Source organism: Nonomuraea sp. MTCD27, assembly GCF_041950495.1.
Taxonomy (GTDB): domain Bacteria; phylum Actinomycetota; class Actinomycetes; order Streptosporangiales; family Streptosporangiaceae; genus Nonomuraea.
Genome location: NZ_JBGNUW010000004.1, coordinates 131,887 through 151,474 on the forward strand (window position 1 = coordinate 131,887; position 19,588 = coordinate 151,474).

General features: G+C 70.4%; 24 protein-coding genes. 7 read left to right on the plus strand and 17 right to left on the minus strand.

The window, feature by feature from the left end; all coding sequences use genetic code 11:
* On the plus strand, positions 1-1,362 hold the full coding sequence (locus tag ACBJ59_RS12720; protein WP_375110359.1) for a serine/threonine-protein kinase: 1,362 nt from the start codon (positions 1-3) through the stop codon (positions 1,360-1,362).
* 83 nt (positions 1,363-1,445) lie between these two features.
* Entirely contained in the window at positions 1,446-3,314 is a 1,869-nt protein-coding gene (pknB, locus tag ACBJ59_RS12725; protein WP_375110360.1) for a Stk1 family PASTA domain-containing Ser/Thr kinase, read from the plus strand.
* A gap of 155 nt (positions 3,315-3,469) precedes the next feature.
* Here the strand turns inward: pknB and ACBJ59_RS12730 are convergent, their stop codons facing one another.
* From ACBJ59_RS12730 to ACBJ59_RS12740, 3 genes are read right to left on the minus strand one after another with little or no spacing between them, the layout of a single operon-like run.
* Positions 3,470-4,042: an anthranilate synthase component II gene (locus tag ACBJ59_RS12730; RefSeq protein WP_375110361.1), complete on the minus strand. Its 573-nt coding sequence runs from the start codon at positions 4,040-4,042 to the stop codon at positions 3,470-3,472.
* Positions 4,039-4,197, minus strand: coding sequence for a hypothetical protein (locus tag ACBJ59_RS12735; protein ID WP_375110362.1), 159 nt, complete (start codon positions 4,195-4,197; stop codon positions 4,039-4,041). The genes ACBJ59_RS12730 and ACBJ59_RS12735 overlap by 4 nt, the downstream gene beginning before the upstream one ends.
* Position 4,198: 1 nt before the next feature.
* The gene (locus ACBJ59_RS12740; protein ID WP_375110363.1) at positions 4,199-4,810 is read right to left on the minus strand and encodes a class E sortase; all 612 of its coding nucleotides are present in this window, start codon (positions 4,808-4,810) and stop codon (positions 4,199-4,201) included.
* Between the two features lie 144 nt (positions 4,811-4,954).
* On the opposite strand from ACBJ59_RS12740, the gene ACBJ59_RS12745 reads away from it, so the two are divergent.
* A complete protein-coding gene (locus ACBJ59_RS12745; RefSeq protein ID WP_364111401.1) occupies positions 4,955-5,200 on the plus strand; it encodes a cell division protein CrgA in 246 nt (81 codons plus the stop codon).
* 34 nt (positions 5,201-5,234) lie between these two features.
* Here the strand turns inward: ACBJ59_RS12745 and ACBJ59_RS12750 are convergent, their stop codons facing one another.
* Both ACBJ59_RS12750 and ACBJ59_RS12755 read right to left on the minus strand, forming a co-directional pair.
* The gene (locus ACBJ59_RS12750; protein WP_375110364.1) at positions 5,235-6,095 is read right to left on the minus strand and encodes a rhomboid family intramembrane serine protease; all 861 of its coding nucleotides are present in this window, start codon (positions 6,093-6,095) and stop codon (positions 5,235-5,237) included.
* A 124-nt stretch (positions 6,096-6,219) separates the two neighbouring features.
* Positions 6,220-6,756 carry a peptidylprolyl isomerase gene (locus ACBJ59_RS12755; RefSeq protein ID WP_375110365.1) on the minus strand — a complete coding sequence of 179 codons (537 nt, stop codon included), beginning with the start codon at positions 6,754-6,756 and terminating at the stop codon, positions 6,220-6,222.
* 222 nt (positions 6,757-6,978) lie between these two features.
* On the opposite strand from ACBJ59_RS12755, the gene ACBJ59_RS12760 reads away from it, so the two are divergent.
* Both ACBJ59_RS12760 and ACBJ59_RS12765 read left to right on the plus strand, forming a co-directional pair.
* Entirely contained in the window at positions 6,979-7,416 is a 438-nt protein-coding gene (locus ACBJ59_RS12760) for a YtxH domain-containing protein (protein WP_375110366.1), read from the plus strand.
* Between the two features lie 99 nt (positions 7,417-7,515).
* Positions 7,516-8,592, plus strand: coding sequence for a hypothetical protein (locus tag ACBJ59_RS12765; RefSeq protein ID WP_375110367.1), 1,077 nt, complete (start codon positions 7,516-7,518; stop codon positions 8,590-8,592).
* Here the strand turns inward: ACBJ59_RS12765 and ACBJ59_RS12770 are convergent, their stop codons facing one another.
* Positions 8,593-9,030 carry a hypothetical protein gene (locus tag ACBJ59_RS12770; RefSeq protein ID WP_375110368.1) on the minus strand — a complete coding sequence of 146 codons (438 nt, stop codon included), beginning with the start codon at positions 9,028-9,030 and terminating at the stop codon, positions 8,593-8,595. It lies immediately after the preceding gene.
* A gap of 124 nt (positions 9,031-9,154) precedes the next feature.
* On the opposite strand from ACBJ59_RS12770, the gene ACBJ59_RS12775 reads away from it, so the two are divergent.
* Together ACBJ59_RS12775 and ACBJ59_RS12780 are read left to right on the plus strand one after the other, a co-directional pair.
* Entirely contained in the window at positions 9,155-9,826 is a 672-nt protein-coding gene (locus ACBJ59_RS12775) for a response regulator transcription factor (RefSeq protein WP_364111413.1), read from the plus strand.
* Positions 9,823-11,199: a sensor histidine kinase gene (locus ACBJ59_RS12780; protein WP_375110369.1), complete on the plus strand. Its 1,377-nt coding sequence runs from the start codon at positions 9,823-9,825 to the stop codon at positions 11,197-11,199. Before ACBJ59_RS12775 ends, ACBJ59_RS12780 begins: the two co-directional genes overlap by 4 nt.
* Positions 11,200-11,206: 7 nt before the next feature.
* Here the strand turns inward: ACBJ59_RS12780 and ACBJ59_RS12785 are convergent, their stop codons facing one another.
* From ACBJ59_RS12785 to ACBJ59_RS12835, 11 genes are all read right to left on the minus strand, one after another.
* Complete coding sequence (locus ACBJ59_RS12785) at positions 11,207-11,557, minus strand: hypothetical protein (RefSeq protein WP_375110370.1); 351 nt, start codon at positions 11,555-11,557, stop codon at positions 11,207-11,209.
* Positions 11,554-11,931 (minus strand): SgcJ/EcaC family oxidoreductase, encoded by a 378-nt coding sequence (locus tag ACBJ59_RS12790; RefSeq protein WP_375110371.1) that lies wholly within the window; start codon positions 11,929-11,931, stop codon positions 11,554-11,556. The genes ACBJ59_RS12785 and ACBJ59_RS12790 overlap by 4 nt, the downstream gene beginning before the upstream one ends.
* A 118-nt stretch (positions 11,932-12,049) precedes the next feature.
* Positions 12,050-12,622, minus strand: a complete 573-nt coding sequence (locus tag ACBJ59_RS12795) for a PadR family transcriptional regulator (protein WP_375110372.1) — start codon at positions 12,620-12,622, stop codon at positions 12,050-12,052.
* A 184-nt stretch (positions 12,623-12,806) separates the two neighbouring features.
* Entirely contained in the window at positions 12,807-13,601 is a 795-nt protein-coding gene (locus ACBJ59_RS12800) for an MBL fold metallo-hydrolase (protein ID WP_375110373.1), read from the minus strand.
* 39 nt (positions 13,602-13,640) lie between these two features.
* On the minus strand, positions 13,641-14,282 hold the full coding sequence (locus ACBJ59_RS12805) for a response regulator (protein WP_375110374.1): 642 nt from the start codon (positions 14,280-14,282) through the stop codon (positions 13,641-13,643).
* Positions 14,283-14,304: 22 nt separating this feature from the next.
* Complete coding sequence (locus ACBJ59_RS12810; RefSeq protein ID WP_375110375.1) at positions 14,305-15,471, minus strand: sensor histidine kinase; 1,167 nt, start codon at positions 15,469-15,471, stop codon at positions 14,305-14,307.
* An 83-nt stretch (positions 15,472-15,554) separates the two neighbouring features.
* Positions 15,555-16,085, minus strand: coding sequence for a hypothetical protein (locus ACBJ59_RS12815; RefSeq protein WP_375110376.1), 531 nt, complete (start codon positions 16,083-16,085; stop codon positions 15,555-15,557).
* 39 nt (positions 16,086-16,124) lie between these two features.
* On the minus strand, positions 16,125-16,553 hold the full coding sequence (locus ACBJ59_RS12820) for an acyl-CoA thioesterase (RefSeq protein WP_375110377.1): 429 nt from the start codon (positions 16,551-16,553) through the stop codon (positions 16,125-16,127).
* A gap of 3 nt (positions 16,554-16,556) precedes the next feature.
* Positions 16,557-17,201 carry a TetR/AcrR family transcriptional regulator gene (locus tag ACBJ59_RS12825; RefSeq protein ID WP_375110378.1) on the minus strand — a complete coding sequence of 215 codons (645 nt, stop codon included), beginning with the start codon at positions 17,199-17,201 and terminating at the stop codon, positions 16,557-16,559.
* A gap of 30 nt (positions 17,202-17,231) precedes the next feature.
* On the minus strand, positions 17,232-17,690 hold the full coding sequence (locus tag ACBJ59_RS12830) for a hypothetical protein (protein ID WP_375110379.1): 459 nt from the start codon (positions 17,688-17,690) through the stop codon (positions 17,232-17,234).
* Positions 17,691-17,723: 33 nt separating this feature from the next.
* Positions 17,724-19,529 carry a flavin-containing monooxygenase gene (locus tag ACBJ59_RS12835; protein WP_375110380.1) on the minus strand — a complete coding sequence of 602 codons (1,806 nt, stop codon included), beginning with the start codon at positions 19,527-19,529 and terminating at the stop codon, positions 17,724-17,726.
* Between the last annotated feature and the right edge of the window lie 59 nt (positions 19,530-19,588).

Genomic DNA, 19,588 nt, shown 5'->3' on the forward strand with positions numbered 1-19,588 from the left:
ATGCGGCTCCGTAACCGCTATCTCCTGCTCTCCCGCATCGCCACGGGCGGTATGGGAGAGGTGTGGCGTGCCCGTGACGAGTTGCTCGGGCGCGAAGTCGCGGTGAAGATCCTGCGCAGCCACATCTACGCCGACCTCACGTTCCGGGAGCGGTTCCGGAACGAGGCCCGGATCACCGCGGCACTGGCCGACCCCGGAGTGGCGCAGATCTTCGACTACGGCGAGCAGAGCGACGTGGCCTACCTCGTCATGGAGCTGGTGCACGGCGAGCCGCTGTCGGCCATCCTGGCGCGTAACGGCGCCATCGGGCCCGAGGTGGCGCTCGACGTGGTGCACCAGACGGCCAAGGCGCTGCACGCGGCCCACTCCGCCGGGATCATCCACCGCGACATCAAGCCCGGCAACCTGCTGGTCACCCCCGAGGGGACCATCAAGGTGACGGACTTCGGCATCGCGCGCGCCCTGGAGGCGGCGCCGGTGACGCAGACCGGCACCGTGCTGGGCACGGCCCAATACGTCAGCCCCGAGCAGGCGCAGGGCTTCCCGCTCACTCCGGCGACCGACCTCTACTCGCTGGGCGTGGTGGCGTACGAGTGCCTGGCGGGGCGCACGCCGTTCCGGGCGGACAGCCAGGTGGCGATCGCGCTGCAGCACCTCAACGAGCAGCCGCCGCCGCTCGGCGTGGACGTGCCCGCGCCGGTGCGTGAGCTGGTCATGGCGCTGCTGGCCAAGGAGCCCGAGCAGCGCCCGGCCACGGCGCTGGAGGTGGCCGACCGGGCATACGTGCTGCGCGAGTCGCTGGCCACCGTCGAGCACGGCGCCGAGCTCAGCATGCTCACCGACCCGGGGGGCTTCCGGGTACGCGAGCCGGCCCCCGAGGACGAGCGGGAGACCGACAACCTCCCTCGGGCCACCACGCTGCAGGAACGGCCTGGAGGCAAGCGGCACAAGGGCGCCCGGACGCTGGCCCTGGTCGCCACGGCGGGCTGCGTGGCGGCGGTGGGGCTCACCGCCATCACGTTCGCCGACCGGCAGCCGCCGGCGCCGAAGCCCGAGGTGGCCGAGCCGTCCGGGTCCGCGACGGTGGCGCCGCCGCCCGATCAGGTCAGACCGACGAAGACCAAAACGCGCACGCGGCGACCTCCGGTGGTTCCGGTGAAGTCACCGAGGCCGATACCCTCGCGTTCGGCTACGGTAAGCAAGTCGGCAACTCCTACCAAGAAGCCGACACCGAAACCGACGCCGACCACCCGAACCCCTACGCCCACCCCGACCCCAACGCCCACCACTTCACCCACAACTCCGACACCTACCGCCTCGCCGGACCCGGGTGATACAAACCCGCCCAAAGAGGAGACGTGATGCGCTATGGGGTCGATGATGGACACCGGCGGCCCCCCGAGCAGGCCGGTACCCAAGATGAACGGTAAGGGACAGTGCAGGAAATGACTCAGCCTCGGCTACTCGGAGGTCGTTACGAGCTCGACGGTGTCGTCGGGCGCGGCGGCATGGCCGAGGTGTATCGCGCCCGAGACATCCGGCTGGACCGCATAGTCGCGATCAAGACCCTCCGCTCCGACCTGGCGCGTGACCACACCTTCCAGGCCCGGTTCCGCCGTGAGGCGCAGTCGGCGGCCTCCCTGAACCACCCGGCCGTCGTCGCGGTCTACGACACCGGCGAGGATGCCACCGACGGCACCCCCGTGCCGTACATCGTGATGGAGTTCGTCGACGGCAGGACGCTGCGCGACCTGCTGCGCCAGGACCGGCGGCTGCTGCCCGAGCGCGCGGTGGAGCTGGTGGACGGGATCCTGCGGGCGCTCGACTACAGCCACCGCGGCGGCATCGTGCACCGTGACATCAAGCCGGCCAACGTGATGATCACGCGGGCGGGCGACGTCAAGGTGATGGACTTCGGCATCGCGCGCGCGATGGCCGACTCGGCGGCCACGATGACGCAGACGGCGCAGGTGATCGGCACCGCCCAATACCTGTCGCCCGAGCAGGCGCGGGGCGAGCGGGTCGACGCGCGCAGCGACATCTACTCCACCGGCTGCGTGCTGTACGAGCTGCTCACCGGCCAGCCGCCGTTCACCGGCGACTCCCCGGTCGCGATCGCCTACCAGCACGTGCGCGAGGAGCCCATCCCGCCGTCGCAGATCGACCGCGACATCCCGCCGTGGGCCGACGCGATCGTGCTCAAGGCCATGGCCAAGGACCCGGCGCACCGCTACCAGAACGCGAGCGAGATGCGGGCCGACATCCAGCGGGCGATGTCCGGCATGCCGACCGACGCGCAGACGATGGCGATGTCCGGCAACATGGGCCAGGGCACGCGCATGATGACCGCGACCCAGTCGGCCGCCGGCCCGGCCACGCAGCGCACGGGCGCGATCCCGCCTTACGACTACGGCGACGGTGACGGCGGTGGTGGCCGCGGGGGCCGGCGCCGGGCGGGAGGCGGCGGCAACAACGCCGTCAAGACCGCGTTGTGGGTCATCATCCCGCTGCTGATCATCGGTGGCTTCATCACGGTCGGCTACATGGTCTTCGGCGGCAAGGACACGCCGACCGACACGCAGGTGACGATCCCGTCCCTCGCCTCGCAGGAGCGGCAGTACGCCGAGGACCAGCTCAAGGGGCTCGGGCTCAACGTGCAGGTGGTGCAGGAGTTCAGCTCCGACATCGAGAAGGGCGCCGTGATCAAGACGGAGCCCGCCGAGAACACCAAGGTCGACAAGGAGTCGACGGTCAAGCTGGTCGTCTCCAAGGGCACGGAGAAGATCAAGGTTCCTGACGGGCTGGTCGGCCTGTCCCAGGAGGAGGCCACCAAGCTCCTGGAGGAGAACGAGCTGCGCGGCGTCATCAAGACCAGAAACTCCAGCAGGCCGCAGGGCACGGTCATCGCCACCGAGCCCAAGGCCGGCGCTGAGGTCGAGAAGGGCGGCACGGTCACCCTCTTCATCCCGAAGGAGCTGGGTGAGGTGCCCAGCGTGATCGGCCTGACCGTGGAGGACGCCACCGCCCAGCTCAAGTCCGCCGGCTTCAAGGTCAAGGTCTCCGAGCAGTCCAGCAACGAGCCCGAGGGCACGGTCGTCCAGCAGAACCCGGGCGAGGGCACCAAATACCCGGCGAACACGACGGTCACGATCGTGGTGTCCACCGGCCCCGAGGACACGGCGCCACCCGCCAACACCGACTTCCCGACCGAGGACGTCCCGACGGACGAGCCGACCGACGACTTCCCGTCGGACGAGCCGACCGAGGACAACCCGATCGGTGATGACGGCCTCGGTGGCGGCGTGGGCGGCTGAGCCCGGCACGTCCCGCACGCGCGGAAGGGCCGCCCTCCGGGGCGGCCCTTCTCCGTGCTGCTGAGGGAAGACCTGCGGAAAACAAAGAACGCCCCCGCCGCTCGGGGGCAACGGCGGGGACGCTCACTTGTACGTCGCTCTACGCGAGACGTTTGTTACAAGATTTCGCGCAGCCAATTCCGCAGCAGCCGGTGGCCGTGCTCGGACAGCACGGACTCGGGGTGGAACTGGATGCCCTCGATGGGCGCCACGCGGTGCCGCAGGCCCATGATGACGCCGTCGTCCGTGCGGGCGGTCACGTCGAGCACCTGGGGCACGGTCTCGGGCAGCACGGCCAGGGAGTGGTAGCGGGTCATCAGCACGGGTGAGGGCAGGTCCTCGAAGACGCCCCTGCCGTCGTGGGAGATGGCGCTGGTCTGCCCGTGGAAGAGCTCGGGCGCGCGGGCCACGGTGGCGCCGTAGGCGATGGCGATGGCCTGGTGGCCCAGGCAGACGCCGAGCAGCGGCCGGTTGCTCACGGCCGCGTGGTGGACCAGGGGGACGCTCACGCCGGCCGCCTCGGGTGTGCCGGGGCCGGGGCTGATGAGGACGCCGTCGAAGCCGTCGGCGTCGTGGACGCGTACGTCGTCGCGCGGCCGCACGTCGCACTCGGCGCCCAGCTCGCGCAGGTATTGCACGATGGTGTGCACGAAGCTGTCGTGGTTGTCCACGACGAGCACGCGGCTCATTTCCTCACCGTCACCTCGTCCAGCGTCACCAGGGGCTCCAGGAACGGGAACACGACATACCAGAGTACGGCCACCGCCACGGCGACCAGCACGGCGGCCGTCAGGGCCCGGATGAGCGGGCGGCCGGGGAGCTTGCGCCAGAGCCAGGCGTACATGTCACTCCTCGCGGGGTTCGCTCCGCTGGAGGACGCCGTGCACGATGAGCCGCTCGGCGGCGGAGTATTCGGGGTGGCAGGTGGACAGCGTGATGTGGGCGCGGACGGGACGGAGACCGGGCTTGCCGGGCACGGGGGCGAGCACGTCGACCTCGTCGGGCCGCACGATGTCCTGGGACGTCACGCGGTAGGTGTAGCGCGCCTCGCGGGCCTCCACGACGATCTCGTCGTCGGGTTCGAGCTCGTCGAGCTCGTTGAACGGGGCCGCGTACGTGGTGCGGTGCCCCGACAGGACGAAGTTGCCGACCTGGCCCGGCATGGCGCTGTCGGGGTAGTGGCCCGGGCCCTTCCTGAGCTGCGCGGCGCCGACGCCCTCGATCACCGCGTACCGGTAGTCGGGGCCGAGCTCGGGGATGCGCAGCAGGGCGAGGGCCTGGCCGGGCTCGATCCGGTCGAGGCGGCCCCGGTCTTTCGCGGCCAGCTCGCGCTGGAGCAGCAGTTGCCGGCTCTCGGTGTAGGCGCCGGTGCCCCAGAGCAGGTAGGCGCAGAACAGCATGAGGATCAGGCCCGCGGTGATGCTGGTCTCCCCCACGGCCCGGAGCGTGGCCCGCATCCGATCAGCGTATTCGGCCACGATAGGGCCCCTGGGGATCGCCATGTCGTGCGCGTGGCGACTATCCTGGGGCACGCTTCAACTACGCTTAACGAAGAGCCTGTGGACGATCCGGATGCCCAGGCCCTCAGCAGGAGTTACCCAGTGCCCAAGTCCAAGGCTCGCAAGAAGGCGGTTTACACCCCGCCGCAGAGATCTCAGCAGGTCAAGGTCAGCCCGCGCTGGCTGGCACCCACGATGGTCGTCGCATGGATCGTCGGCATCCTGTGGATCGCGATCTACTACGTCGCACCGCAGGCGCCGTTCTTCAGCGACCTCCAGAACTGGAACCTGCTGATCGGGTTTGTTTTCATCATCTTCGGTGTGGTTCTTTCCACCCGCTGGCGTTAGTTCTTTCCACAGTCTTTTCCACAGCCTGGGGAAGCTAGGCCGCGCTCAGGATGGCCGAAACTCTGACCATCACGAGCACGGCCAGCACCGCCAGCGCTCCCGCGATCACCAGCACCTGCCAGAGGGTCCGGTTGTTCTTGGGGGCGTAGGCCAGCGCGCCCGCGAGCAGCGATCCGGTGATCAGCCCGCCGATGTGCCCGGTCCAGCTGATGCCCGGGACCAGGAACGTGATCGCCAGGTTGATCACGATGAGCACGGCGATGCCGCGCACGTCGAAGTTGAGCCTGCGGCCCACCACGAACACCGCGCCGAAGAGCCCGAAGATGGCCCCGGAGGCGCCGACGGTGGGCTGGGTGAGCGGGTCGAGCCAGAGACCCAGCACCGAGCCGCCGAGCGCGCTGATCAGGTAGAGCGCGGTGTAGCGGACGTGGCCGAAGGCGCGCTCCAGGTAGGGGCCGATCACATAGAGCGCCCAGCAGTTGAACAGGATGTGGAAAACTCCGCCGTGCACGAAGGCCGCGCTGATCAGGCGGTAGTACTGGTCGCCCAGGGCCACGCCGGCGGGCCACATGGCGAGCTGGCCGACGATCGCGTCGCTGAGATATTGGCCGCCGAAGACCAGGACGTTGATGACCAGGATGGCGTAGGTGACGATCGGCGTGCGTACGACGTTGCCGCCGAACGTGGACCTGGCCTGGCGGATGCCCTTGTTGCCCGCGGCCACGCACTCGGGGCACTGGAAGCCGACCGCCGCGTCACGCATGCAGTCGGGGCAGATGGGACGCTCACAACGCTGGCAGCGGACCCAGGTCTCCCTGTCGGGGTGCCGGTAGCACGTGGGCACCGCCTCAGCGGGCTGCTCGGGCTGCGGGGGCGGCGGCGGCTGGCTGGTCATGACCGAAAGCCTATGGCTTGTGCGGGCATGCCGCGTGGCCTCTCCACCGCCGGCCGCCGCGGGCCTCCGCACCCCGCCGTGCCCCGTCAGGAGGGGGTACGGCGGGGGGCCGGCTCCGCCGGGGTCAGGCGGGGACGCGGTCGATGGTGACCGACTCCAGGACGACGTCCTCGGCCGGCCGGTCGCGGCGGTCGGTACGGGTCTTGGCGATGGCGTCGACGACGTCCTGGCCCTCGATGACCTCGCCGAAGATGGAGTGCTTGCCGTTGAGGTGCGGCGTCGGCACGACCGTGATGAAGAACTGCGAGCCGTTGGTGCCCTTGCCGAAGCGGATGCCCGCGTTGGCCATGGCCAGCAGGTAGGGCCGGTTGAAGTAGAGGTCCGGGTGGATCTCGTCGTCGAACTCGTAGCCCGGGCCGCCGATGCCCTGGCCCAGCGGGTCACCGCCCTGAATCATGAAACCGGAGATGACCCGGTGGAAGATCGTGCCGTCGTAGTAGCGGCCGGTGCTCTTCTCGCCGGTGCCCGGGTGCGTCCATTCGCGGGAGCCTTCAGCCAGCTCGACGAAGTTCCGTACCGTTTTCGGCGCCTTGGTGGGAAAGAGCTCTACCTTGATATTGCCGCGGTTGGTCTGCAGGTTTGCGATCAGCTTCTCAGCCACGAGACAGCTGCCCCCCTCTATGCACAGGGTTGGTTCTGTGATGTTTTGTGGACTATGGCCCTAAGGGCCTTCCGAGCCATCCTCCCATGGACGGCCATGATTGAGCCGCCTTGTCCAGGGAAGGTCAGGCTCGGGGCCCCAACGACAGGGGAGGTTGTCGTGTCCCTGACACTGAGAAGACGCCGCGTGGTCATAGAAATACCCGCCACGTGGATGGGCCGAGTGAAGGCCCGGGCCGTACACACCGGCCAACGCATGGCGCCGATGGCGGACCAGGCCAAAGTGGTCGCCGCCCAGCGCATCGAAGACGCCCGCTACTGGGCGGCGCCGCGGCTGGAGTCCGCGGCGCACGGGTTCGAGGACCAGGTGGCACCGCGGGTCAGCTCGATGCTGACCACGGCCGCCAGGAAGATCGATCCCACGCCGTCACGGTCGAGGCGGTGGCCGATGTTCATGCTGCTGACCGGCCTCGCGGTGGGGACGATCGGTTACATGTTCTACCGCCGCAACGCACAGCAGTGGACCGAGCACATGAAGGACTCCGCCTCCGATGCCTCACGTTGGGTCAATGAGAAGGCGGACAGGACTTCGGAGTCCGCGGACCGAATGGCGGCCAACGTGTCGAACAGAGCGGATGAAGCGTCTCGCAAGATGTCGTGATTCCGCCGGGAAGCGCGCCCTCGTACCGGAACGGGGGCGCGCTTCGCCGTCTCCGGGGGACTGTTGACGTAAGACCAAGCGCTTGCTACAACCCGGGGCATGGCGCTGTCACCCCTCGACGACTATCCCGTGCACCAGGCCGCGCAGGTCATGCGGCACGTGACCACCGGCGACCGCAACTTCTACGACCGCTACTACTTCAACTGCCACGCCGCCTCCGACGAGCTCATGCTGATCGTCGGCCTCGGCCAGTACCCCAACCTCGGCGTCACCGACGCCTTCGCCTGCCTGCGCACGCCGGATGTGCACCGCGTCGTACGGGCCTCCCGCGAGCTGGGCGCCGACCGGATGGACACCCGGGTCGGCCCCTTCCGCGTCGAGGTCGTCGAAGGGCTCAAGCGGCTCAGGGTGGTCCTGGAGCCGAACGAGCACGGCCTGTCCTTCGACCTCCTGTGGGAGGGCACGATCCCGGCCGTGCTGGAGCCCCGGCACTTCCTGCGGTGGCAGGAGCGGGTGGTGTTCGACTCCGTACGCCTGGCGCAGACTGGGCAGTGGTCCGGAAATATCAGGATCGGTGATGAGGACATACCGGTCACCCCCGATCGCTGGATGGGCACCAGAGACCGCAGCTGGGGCATCAGGCCCGTCGGCGAGCCCGAGCCGCCCGGCATCCAGGCCAAGAACTCCGGCACGTTCTACTGGCTCTACACGCCCATGCGGTTCGACGACCACGCCATCCTCTGCATCATCCAGGAGGACGAGCGGGGCCGGCGGATGCTGGAGGAGGCCGTCCGCGTGTGGTCCGACGGCCGGGAGGAGGAATACCTCGGCAGACCGGAGTACCGCCCGGTCTACGCCCCCGGCACCCGCGACGTCGTCGAGGCCACGATCACGTTCGCGCCGCCCGGCGGGAAGCCGTTCGACGTGCGCTGTACGCCGCTGCTGCCGGTGCATCTCATGGTCGGCACCGGCTACGGGCTGGAGCAGGAGTGGCGCCACGGGATGTACCAGGGTGAGGGGCCCGTCGTGCAGGGCGTGACGTACCGGCTGCCCGACGACGCCGCCAGGATGTGGGGCCTGGTGGACGCCGTCGGGCGCTTCGAGTACGACGGGCTCGTGGGCCACGGGCTCTACGAGTACTGGGCCCTGGGGCCGCACCCGTCGTTCACCGGGTGACTACTCCGGCTTCTTGCAGGTGATCTTGACGGTCTTGGCCGTGCCCTCCGGCGGGGCCTGGCCGTCGCCGAACTGGACCATGTCCCCCGGCTCGGCGGGCAGAGCGGGCAGGGCGGGCACCGCCTCCGCCTTGTCCCCCGGCTCGAGCACGTGCTTCTTGATCTCACCCGGCTCCACGCCCTCAGGGAGATCCTCGACCTTGACCGCCTCGGAGGGAGTGCCGTCCGGCGCGACGATCACCTTTCCCTCGCGCTTGGTCACGATGCCCTTCTTGGCCGGCAACGCCTCCGTGAGCTCGATGGTCGTGCCGTCGCTGGTCGTGCAGACCACCTTCGAGCCGGCCGTGGGAGCGGGCTCGTCTGCCATGGCCGAGCCGGCCAGGCCGGTGATGGCGAGCACGGCGACGGCGCCGAGCACCGCGAGACGACGCTTGAACATGGATTCTCCTCAATGGGGTGCGATCGAACGCCCCGAGCCTGGCGCGTGCTACCTGAAGCGACCCTGAAGAGGCCCTAAATGATCTTCAGGTTGGCTTTAGGTCCGCTGAGGCACTCTGGACAGCGTGCGAGTCTTATTGGTGGAGGACGAGGAGCGGCTGGCCGACCTGGTCAAGGGCGGGCTGGCGGGCGAGGGCTTCGCGGTGGACGTGGCCCACGACGGGCGCGACGGGCTGTGGATGGCCACCGAGAACGCCTACGACGTGATCGTCCTGGACGTGATGCTGCCCAGGATGAACGGGTACGCCGTCTGCTCCAGGCTGCGCGAGGCGGGCGACTGGACGCCGATCATGATGCTCACGGCCAAGGACGGCATCTACGACGAGGCCGAGGCGCTGGACAACGGGGCCGACGACTACCTGGCCAAGCCGTTCTCGTACGTGGTGCTGCTGGCCAGGCTGCGCGCGCTGGTGCGGCGGGGCGGGCGGGAGCGGCCGGTGTCGATCAACGTGGGCGACCTCGTGATCGATCCGGCCGGGCTGCGCTGCCGCAGGGGCGAGGTGGACATCGGGCTGACGCCGAAGGAGTTCGCGGTGCTGCACGCGCTGGCGCGCCGGCCCGGTGAGGTGGTCTCCAAGAGCGAGCTGCTGGCGCAGGCGTGGGACTTCTCCTACGACGGCGACCCGAACATCGTCGAGGTCTACATCAGCGCCCTGCGCCGCAAGATCGACCTGCCCTTCGGGAGGACGACGCTCATGACGGTCCGCGGGGCCGGGTACCGGCTGGAGGCAGCGTGATCCGGCCGCGGATGCCGGCGGGGCTCGCCTCGCTGCGGCTGCCCGCGCCGGCGACGGGGCTCTCCTCCGTGCGGCTGCGGGCGACCGCGGCGGCCACGCTCGTGGTGGCCCTCGCCCTGGGAGTGGCGGCGCTGGTGCTGGTGGTGGTGCTGCGCAGCAGCCTGGTGAGCAGCGCCGACGCCGAGGCGGCCAAGAAGGCCTCGGAGGCGGCACCGTACGCGAAGACGCTGCAGATGGGGCCCTTCGGCACGGAGCCGACGAGGGCCCTGCCCCCCGGGGAGATGGCTCCGGCCGAGAGGCTGGAGAAGGTCAACGGGCAGGTGTACCTGGTCGACGGGACGGTGGCGCGGTTCGTCGACAAGGACGTCCTGCTGACCGGGGAGAAGGTGGCTTCGACCGCGGAGTGGGCCCAGCCGGGCGAGTACGCCGTCGCCGGGGTCAAGGTGGCCACCGCCGCCGGGCCCGCCATGGTGTGGGGGCGGGCCTCGCTGGAGGGCGCGGAGCAGGCGCTGCACACGTTGTACGGCATGCTGCTGCCCGGTGTGCCGACCCTGCTGGCCGTGGTGGCCGGGATGACGTGGTTCTCCGTGGGCCGCGCGCTCAACCCCGTGGCGGCGATCCGGGCCAAGGTCGCCGACATCACGGCCCGCGACCTGAACCAGCGGGTGCCCGTACCACGCTCGAAGGACGAGATCGCCGCGCTGGCGACCACCGTGAACGGCACGCTCGACCGGCTGGAGACGGCCGTGGAGCGGCACAAGAGGTTCGTCGCCGACGCCGCGCACGAGCTGCGCAGCCCCATCGCGACCCTGCGCGCCCGGCTGGAGCTGGCCGAGCCCAGCGAGCTCACCAAGGAGGCCCTGGCCGACGTCGAACGCCTGCAGTCCCTGGCCGCCGACCTCCTCCTGCTGGCCAAGCTGGACGCGGGCGAGCCGCTGCGCGCGAAGGAGCTGGACCTGGGCCAGGTGGCGGCCGAGGCGTCGCTGCGGGCCAGGCGGCGGCCGGAGGTGCGGGTGGAGCTGGAGGTCGAGCCCGACGTGGTGATGAAGGGCTCGAGCGCGCACCTCGACCGCCTGGTGACGAACCTGGCCGACAACGCCGTGCGGCACGCCGCCTCGACCGTACGGGTGCGGGTGGCCGCCGAGGCGGACCGGGCGGTGCTGGAGGTGCGCGACGACGGCCCCGGCATCCCGCCCGAGCAGCGGGAGGCCGTGTTCGACCGCTTCACCAGGCTGGACGAGGCCCGGGCCAGGGATGCGGGCGGGGCCGGGCTCGGGTTGCCGATCGCGCGTGACATCGCGCTCCTGCACGAGGGGTCACTCGTGTACGACGGCTCCGGCTTCGTCGCGCGGTTCCCCCTGCACGGCGGTTAGGCCCCGGTCAGGCCAGCCGGGCCGGGCACCCCAGCCGGGTTCCGATGCGGGCCAGGCCGTCGGCGAACGCCGTGCGCGTGCGCTCGTCGAACCCGATGAAGAACCGGTTGGCCAGCGGAACACCCCAGCGCATCCACTCGGCCACGTTGTAGACCCGGTGCACCACGCGCGTGCCCTCCGGGTCGGGGGCGACCGACCACTCGCCGCGGTACCACCAGCCGCCCTGGTAGGCGACGGTGTGCTCGCCGAGCTCGACCTTCGTCTCGTGCTCCGGGCGGTCGCCGAGCAGGATCCGCCACACCTGCTCCACGGGCGCCTCGACCACGCCGGCGACCTCGGTGATGAGCGTCTTCCTCATGGCCGGCTCACCCGGGTGTTCTGGAAGGAGGCGAAGCGCCAGCCCTCGGGCGTGCGCAGCGCGGTCAGCGTGATCATCGAATCCCGGCCAGGATCGGGCCGGCCGTCCACCGACGAGGAGCCGCCCGAGATCACCAGGGCGACGTCCTCCGTGAGCGGCCTGATCACCGGCTCGCCACCGCCCCCGGTGAGCTTGATCGGGGTCCTGAACAGCTCCCGGTGGGTCTCCTCGATGGCCTGCCTGCCCCGCAGGTGCAGGCCGAAGAACGTGATGTAGTCGGCGTCCGCCGTGAACAGGCCGGCGTAGCCCGCGGCGTCGCCGGCGTTCCAGGTCTCGGCCATCCGCCCGAGCAGGCGGACGATCTCTGTGGACATGGCACTGCTCCCTCTGTCGCGGCGCCTATCCTGTGAATGCGAGTTCGGGCAGGGCAGGCGCCTTGTTCGGATTTCCGGCCGCCGGGGTGTTGGCGCACCCTGGCGGCCGTTTCTTCTCCTACATCTCGATCGTGGTCTCCCAGTCGAGCTCGCCCTTGTCGAGGCGGTCGAACAGGTCCTTGATCCACTTCAGCTCGGCCGTGTAGAGCGCCCGCTCGATCTCGACCTCCAGCGTGAGGATCGCGGGCAGGCCGCTGTCGGCCACGGCGCGGAGGTGGGCCTCCATCCCGGCCAGCAGGCCCTCGATGGTGGCCGCGCGGGCCCGGAGCGCGCGTTGCGCCTCCGCGAGCGGCAGGCAGCCGATGAGCGAGACCGCCGCGACGAACGCGCGCCGGTCGGGATCGGGCTTCTCCAGGAGCTGCCGCAGGCGGGTGCGCAGCTCCTCGCGGCCCTCGCCGGTGATCTCGTAGACGGTGCGCTCGGGCCTGCGGCCCTCGCGGCCGGTGCCGGCGGGGGCGATCAGCTCGTCCTTGGCCAGTCGCTCGACCGCGTGGTAGAGGCTGCGGGGCAGGCCGGTGATGTAGTCCTTGTGCGTGTCGACGATGAATCGGTGCAGCTCGTAGGGGTGGCTGGGACGGACGCTGAGCAGGGCCAGCACGGTCAGGCCGACCAGGTCGTGGCGTCTCGCCATAGCGCCTCCCTCTATATTGCAAAATGCACTATAACGCGGGCGCGCCGAGTCTGTCGAGCGAATGGGAGGAGGGGCGAGGGGAACGCGCGAGTCCGGGGAAGCGGGCGGGTTCCGGGGAGCGAGCGGGTTCCGGGGAGCGGGCGGGTTCCGGGGAGCGGGCGGGCGAGAGGGACGGGCCGTGGGGTCAGGCGTCGAGTTGCATGAAGGCGCGGGCGATGGCCTGTCGGGAGACGTCCTCGGGGTAGGGGAAGTGCCTGATCACGTCGCGCAGCCCCTCCACGTGGGCCCGCTTGGCGAGGTCGGCCACGAGCGCCAGCTCGGCGTGCTGCGCCTGCGCGTACGCCCGGTCCACGACCGCGCCGTGCCCCGGCACGATCACCGGCTCGGGCATCTCCGCCAGCATGCCGGCGACGGTGGCGGGCCAGTCCAGCGGGTACGAGTCACCGAACGCCGGCGGCGCCCCCTCCTCCACCAGGTCCCCGGCGAACACCACGCCCGCGTCCGGCACGTGCGCGACGATGTCGTTGCTGCTGTGCCCGAGCCCGAAGTGCCGCAGGTGCACGATGCGGCCGCCGATGTCCAGGCCGGCCGCGGCCGTGAACGTCTGGTCCGGCGGCACGATCGTCACCTCCTCCAGCTCCTCGCGCCGCTCCGGCCGGTGCTCGATCAGGCCGGCGCGGTGCTCCTCGCCGTACGTCTCGATCTCCTCGGCGCACCTGGCGTGGGCCCAGATCTCGGCGGGGCGGAAGAGCGCGTTGCCGAAGTAGTGGTCGAAGTGGGAGTGGCTGTTGACGACCGTCCACGGGTAGGCGGTGACCTTCCGGATCGCCGCGATCAGGTCCGCCGCCTCCCTGTGAGAGCCGCGCGTGTCGAGCACCAGGCAGTGCCCGTCGCCCACGACCAGTCCCGTGTTCAGGTCGAACGACTGGTGCCGCCGCACGTAGACCCGGTCGCCGACCTCCTGCCACTGCTCGTTCATGCCACTCGACTTTACTTTTCCGGCCTACTTTTGTCGTGATCAATCCCTTAAGTACGTCAGCACCGCCAGGACCCGCCGGTGCCCGTCGGCCGCGGGCGGGAGGTCGAGCTTGGTGAAGATGTTGGCGATGTGCTTGGCCACGGCCGCCTCCGTGACGAACAGCTCCTTGGCGATCGACGCGTTCGACCGTCCCTCGGCGATCAGGCCGAGCACCTCCTGCTCGCGCGGGGTGAGCCGGCCCAGCGGGTCGCGCCGCCGCCTCAGGAGCTGGCGCACCACCTCCGGGTCCACCACCGTGCCGCCGGCGGCCACGCGGTCGAGGGCGTCCACGAACTCGCGTATGTCGCCGATGCGGTCCTTGAGCAGGTAGCCGATGCCGGCGCCGGCGCCCGACTCGAGCAGCTCCGCCGCGTACGTCTGCTCCACGTACTGGCTGAGCACCAGCACCGCCAGCTCCGGGTGCCGCGCCCGCAGCTCCAGGGCGGCCCGCAGCCCCTCGTCGGAGAAGCCCGGCGGCATCCGCACGTCGGTCACCACGGCCTCCGGGCGGTGCTCGGCGACGGCCTCGATCAGCGCCGGCGCGTCGCCCACGGAGGCGACGACGGTTTGGCCGAAACGTTCGAGCAGCCCCACCAGGCCCTCACGGAGGAGGACGGCGTCCTCGGCGATCACCACGCGCACGGGCTCTTCATCTCCATCCTGGTCATGTGCCGGGAATCTCCACCCGGAGGAGGGTCGGGCCGCCGGCCGGGCTGGACAGTGACAGTCTCCCGCCGACCACGGCCAGCCGGTCCGCCAGTCCGGTCAGCCCCGTCCCCTTGCCCGGATCGGCACCGCCGATGCCGTCGTCGCGTACCTCGACGACCAGCGTGCCGCGCTCGACCCGGCCGGTGACCAGGCCGCGGCCGGCCCGGCTGTGCTTGGTCAGGTTGGTGAGGGCCTCGCTGACGACGTAGTAGGCGGTCACCTCGACCGGGGCGGGCAGGCGCCCCGGCAGGTCGATCCGCACGTCGACGGGCACGGGCGAGCGCCCCGCCACGTCGTGGACCGCCGCCGCCAGCCCCCGGTCGGTGAGCACCTGGGAGTGCACGCCCCTGATCAGCTCGCGCAGCTCGGCCAGCGCCTGCTTGGCCTCGTCATGGGCCTGCCCGATGAGCCGGCCCGTCTCGGAGTCGCCGGGCAGGTCCAGCCTGGCCAGGCCGAGCGTCATCGACAGGGCGACCAGCCGCTGCTGGGCGCCGTCGTGCAAGTCGCGCTCGATCCTGCGGCGCTCCATCTCGAACGCGTCCACCAGCCGCGCCCGCGACCGCAGCACCTCGTTGAGCTGGGTGCTCTGCGGGGCCAGCATCGCCCGCACCATGGCCCCTCTGGCACCGCCCCAGGCGGTGATCGTGTACGCGGCGACGGGGAACAGCAGGAGTCCGGCGACGAAGGCGAGGACCCCGATCAGCGGTGCCACGCTGGGCTGCAGGATCGGGGACAGGGCCAGCACCAGCGGGCCGCCGATGGTGAACGCCAGCATGACCAGGTCGATCCACCACATCGCCAGCACAGTCATGATCGCCAGCCCGGCGTCCCGCCTGCGCCGGTCCGGCGCCGTGGGGAGGGGGGCGACGTCGACGAGGCGGAGCCGGAGGCGTTCGAAGGGGGCGATGAGCGGGATGAGCAGGGCCAGGGCGGCCAGCCCCGCCGCGATGCCCAGCGCCGGGGAGACGAGCGTGCCGCTGACGGCGGCCGCGGCCGTGAGCCCGGCGGCCACGCCCGGGACGACGCTGGACATCAGGTACGCCGCGCTGCGCCACGGCCAGGCCGAGGCGAGGAACGGAATGGGTCGCTGAGTAAGGGCTTCCAGCGCGGTCCTGTTGAGCACATTGTGACCGTATCCGCTGGTGACAGGGGCGGGCACTAGTGCTGGGTGTAGGTTTCACGGTGGTGCCGCTCGGAGGCGGCCGCTCATTCGTACGGCGCGTAACGCGAATCCAGCCGGCCGTTTCCCCCGCCGGCCGGGGAATTAATGCGGGTTTCTCCGGCCATTCTGGCGTAGGGCAGGACGCCTATCTGGAATTCGTCCTCGTAGATGATCGTCCCGGGGTCGGGCGAGCGTACGACGTCGTACGGCACGGCATAACGATGGAGGAGGTCCTCCAGGGGGGCCAGGGCGGCGATGAGGTCGGTCGCGTTCGGCTTGAACCACGGGACCGCGCGGACGGTGTTTCCATCGGCATAAAAGGGTGGATATGGCAAATGGGCGAGGAACCAGTCGTCCACCTCCGTGAACAACTCGTCGTCCTCCGGGGTGAGGCGGCCGCCGTGGCGGAGGTGATGGCAGGCGGCGAAGATGCCCACCGGCACGCCCAGCCGTCCGTAATAGCGGACCTGGAACCGTACATAAAGGCGGCCGTCGACTTCGCGCGCAGCTTTCCGGCTTCCATTAGTCACATTCTCGGTTTTACCCCGCCGGATCGCCGCGCGCACGAAATGCACACCCCGCGGATATGTTTGTCGAACGCCGGGGTCAGGCTTTCAACCGATGGCGGCGGGCAGCAGGAGGGGCTCGGCCGCGGCGCGCAGCTCCGAGCTGAACGGCGCCGGGCGGAAGGTGGCGGGGTCGAGGTTGACGTTCACGCGGTAGCCCTCGGCGTGCACGACCGAGCGGTCCGGGGACAGGACGCGGAAGCCGTAGACGCCGCTGGTGCGGCCCATGCGGTCCATCCAGAAGTCCACCAGGACCTCGCCCGCCCCCACGATGGGCGCGTTATAGGTGATCTTGAACTCGCGTACGGCGAGGTAGACGTCCTTGAAGCGGGAGACCGCCGGGTCGAAGTTCCAGCCCTGCTCGGCCCAGAAGGCCGAGATCGCGCGCTCGACGAGCAGGGCGTAGCGCGAGTTGTGCAGCAGGCCCATGGCGTCGAGGTCGTCGAAGTGGACCTGGGCGGGACGGGTTTCCGGCAACGTTCAGCCCTCCGGGAGGAGCGTGGGGTCGGTGGTCAGGGCCCGCAGCCGCCGCAGCACGGCGCGACGGGCCCGGTCGTAGGTGCCGCTGTCGCCGCCCAGCAGGCGCGAGTGGGTGATCGAGGCCTCGCCGAGCGCGTCGATCTCGTACGCGAGCTGCGCCGTGTCGGTGTCAGCCGGCAGCTCGCCCAGCTCCACCGCCTCGCGCACGACCCGCTCGACCAGGCCGAGCCAGTCGGTCAGCGCTCTGGCGACGCGCTCGCGCACGGGCCCGGGGCGGTCGTCGAACTCGACCTGGGCCACGAAGAAGAAGCAGCCGCCGGGCAGGACCTTCGCCTCGTAGAAGCGCAGGCGGGCCTCGTGGAGGGCCAGGACGCGGCCCACGCCCGGGGGTGTCAGCAGCGCGGGCTTGACGATCTCGTCCACCCACTGGCGGGCGGCCCATTCGACGGCGTCGAGCTGGAGCTGCTCCTTATCCCGCCAATGGGCGAAAAATCCGGACTTGCTCACCCCAACGGCGGCCGCCAGCCTGCCCAGGGTGAGCCCGTCGAGCCCGTCCACCGAGGCCAGCGACACCGCCTGCGCGAGTATCGCCTCCCGGCTGCGCCGGCCGCGCTCGCGCCGGCCGTCCTCTCTGCTCTCCGCCATGCCCCGGAGTCTACATGAACGACCGATCGTTCAGATACCTGCCTCCACGCTCCCCCGCCGCCCGAACCGGTCCGCCACGGCGTCGAACATCGCCACCGCCCGCCCCGGGTCCGTGACCTCCGACACCGGCATCCCGAGCTGCGGGTCGAAGCACTCGAGCCCGGACTCGCGCTCCACCACGGACGCCACCTCGTACAGCAGCCCGAGGACCCGGCGCGCCTCGTCGCCATGGGTCCAGTAGGGAACGCTCATCTCCCAGTCGCCCTCCCAGTGGTTCACCGAGATGCCGGTCGCCTCGTGATCGAGCTCCCAGTTCGGCGGGTACTCCACGATGCGCACCTCGCCGAGCAGCTCGCGGGTCCGGGTGACGATCTTGTCCCAGGCGGCGAGGTCGGGCGGCAGGGGCTCCTCCCGCTCGTCGATCGCCTCCAGCGCCGCGTCCCAGGACTGGCCGGGCTCGCGGCGCGCGAAATACAGGTCGTAGCTCATGCTGGACGAAGGTACTAGCCGGGGCCGGCTCCGCTAGGGCCTGAACTCGAGGCCCTCGAACGCGCCCGAGGCGCGCCACCGGTCGATGAAGGCGAAGTACGCCATCGCCCCGTGCGGGTGGCCGACGAAGAGTTGCCCCTGCCTGCCCAGCTCCTGTCCCTCGTTGTTGTAGTAGCCGGGCGTGCAGTCCGGGGAGCCCAGGAGCCGGCCGGCCCCCGACAGGATCAGCTGCACCCAGGACTCCTCGGCCTCCGCCGTGGCCTCGACCACCGCGTAGCCGTGGTCGAGGGCATGCCTGACCGTCGTGGCGATGGTCCTGCCCGCCTCCGTCAGGTTGTGCGGGATGTTGGAGATGAGGTTGGCACCCTGCGTCGGCTGTACGAGGAAGGCGTTCGGGAAGCCGTGCACGTGGATGCCGTGCAGCGTGCGCATGCCCTCCGCCCAGTGGTCCGACAGCCGGACCCCGCCGCGCCCGGTCATGTCGTAGCCGGCGCGGCGGGTGTAGTGGGTGCCGACCTCGAAGCCCGAGGCGTAGATGACGCAGTCGACCTCGTACTCCCGGCCCGCCGCCACCACGCCCTTCTCCGTGATCCGCTCGACGCCCTTGCCGTCGGTGTCGACCAGGTGGGTGCCGGGGACGTTGAACGCCTGGAGGTATTCGTCGTGGAAGCAGGGCCGCTTGCAGAGCTGGCGGTACCAGGCCTTCAGCCCCCGCGCGGTCTCCGGGTCGGCGACGACGGCGTCCACGCGGGCGCGGATCTCCTCCATCTTCTCGAAGTCCGCGTCCTCGAACGCGGCCAGCATGTTCTCCTGGGTCAGCTCCTCGGGCGGGATCGCCCCGATCCTGCTGCGGAAGCGGCGGGAGATGTCGGTCCAGCCGTCCATGACCAGGTCCTCGTCGGCCGGGCCGCCGGTCTGGTTGGCCGTGAAGTTCTCCAGCCAGCGCTGCTGCCAGCCCGGCGTCGCGATCGTGGCGAACCAGCCGGGGTCGATCGGCCGGTTGTCCCGCACGTCCACGCTCGACGGGGTGCGCTGGAAGACGTACAGCTCCTCGCAGGCCCGCGCCAGGTGCGGCACGCACTGCACGCTCGTCGCGCCCGTGCCGATGACGGCCACCCGCTTGCCGGCCAGCCGGTCCATGGGCGCACCCGAGGGGTCGCCGCCCGTGTAGGCGTAGTCCCAGCGGCTCGTGTGGAACGAGTGGCCGCGGAAGTCCTCGATGCCCGGGATTCCGGGGAGTTTGGGCACGTGGAGGGGGCCGATGCCCATGGCGACGAACTGGGCGGTGAACGCGTCGCCGCGGTTGGTCCGCAGGGTCCAGCGTGAGCGCGTCTCGTCCCAGGTCAGGTCGACCACCTCGGTGTGGAACAGCGCGTTGTCGTACAGGCCGAAGTGCTTGCCGATGCGGCGGCAGTGCTCGAGGATCTCGGGGGCGTGCGCGTACTTCTCGGTCGGCATGTGGCCGGTCTCCTCGAGCAGCGGCATGTACACGAGCGAGGCCGTGTCGCACTGCGCGCCCGGGTAGCGGTTCCAGTACCAGGTGCCGCCGAAGTCGCCGCCCTTCTCCACGATGCGCACGTCCTCGATCCCGGCCTCCCTCAGGCGGGCGCCGGTGACGAGCCCGGCGAAGCCGCCGCCGATGAACGCGACCGTCACGTGGTCGGTCTTCGGGGCGCGTTCGGTGACGGGGGTGTACGGGTCGTCGAGGTAGTGGGCGAAGCGGCCGGTGAGGCGGAGGTACTGGTCGTTGCCGTCCGGTCGAAGCCGCTTGTCGCGCTCTTCGCGATATTTCCGGCGAAGGGCGTCCTTGTCGATGCTGGGACGGTCGGCGACGGTCATGCATCCCTCCGGAGGATTGCGCGGCACCATACTCAATTCCAGAATGTCATTCGGTAATG

Coding starts and splice junctions, on each gene's coding strand:
- ACBJ59_RS12720 (WP_375110359.1), top strand. CDS start 1: ATGCGGCTCCGTAACCGCTATCTCCTGCTCTCCCGCATCGCCACGGGC.
- pknB (WP_375110360.1), top strand. CDS start 1,446: ATGACTCAGCCTCGGCTACTCGGAGGTCGTTACGAGCTCGACGGTGTC.
- ACBJ59_RS12730 (WP_375110361.1), bottom strand. CDS start 4,042: ATGAGCCGCGTGCTCGTCGTGGACAACCACGACAGCTTCGTGCACACC.
- ACBJ59_RS12735 (WP_375110362.1), bottom strand. CDS start 4,197: ATGTACGCCTGGCTCTGGCGCAAGCTCCCCGGCCGCCCGCTCATCCGG.
- ACBJ59_RS12740 (WP_375110363.1), bottom strand. CDS start 4,810: ATGCGGGCCACGCTCCGGGCCGTGGGGGAGACCAGCATCACCGCGGGC.
- ACBJ59_RS12750 (WP_375110364.1), bottom strand. CDS start 6,095: ATGACCAGCCAGCCGCCGCCGCCCCCGCAGCCCGAGCAGCCCGCTGAG.
- ACBJ59_RS12765 (WP_375110367.1), top strand. CDS start 7,516: ATGGCGCTGTCACCCCTCGACGACTATCCCGTGCACCAGGCCGCGCAG.
- ACBJ59_RS12770 (WP_375110368.1), bottom strand. CDS start 9,030: ATGTTCAAGCGTCGTCTCGCGGTGCTCGGCGCCGTCGCCGTGCTCGCC.
- ACBJ59_RS12785 (WP_375110370.1), bottom strand. CDS start 11,557: ATGAGGAAGACGCTCATCACCGAGGTCGCCGGCGTGGTCGAGGCGCCC.
- ACBJ59_RS12790 (WP_375110371.1), bottom strand. CDS start 11,931: ATGTCCACAGAGATCGTCCGCCTGCTCGGGCGGATGGCCGAGACCTGG.
- ACBJ59_RS12795 (WP_375110372.1), bottom strand. CDS start 12,622: ATGGCGAGACGCCACGACCTGGTCGGCCTGACCGTGCTGGCCCTGCTC.
- ACBJ59_RS12800 (WP_375110373.1), bottom strand. CDS start 13,601: ATGAACGAGCAGTGGCAGGAGGTCGGCGACCGGGTCTACGTGCGGCGG.
- ACBJ59_RS12825 (WP_375110378.1), bottom strand. CDS start 17,201: ATGGCGGAGAGCAGAGAGGACGGCCGGCGCGAGCGCGGCCGGCGCAGC.
- ACBJ59_RS12830 (WP_375110379.1), bottom strand. CDS start 17,690: ATGAGCTACGACCTGTATTTCGCGCGCCGCGAGCCCGGCCAGTCCTGG.
- ACBJ59_RS12835 (WP_375110380.1), bottom strand. CDS start 19,529: ATGACCGTCGCCGACCGTCCCAGCATCGACAAGGACGCCCTTCGCCGG.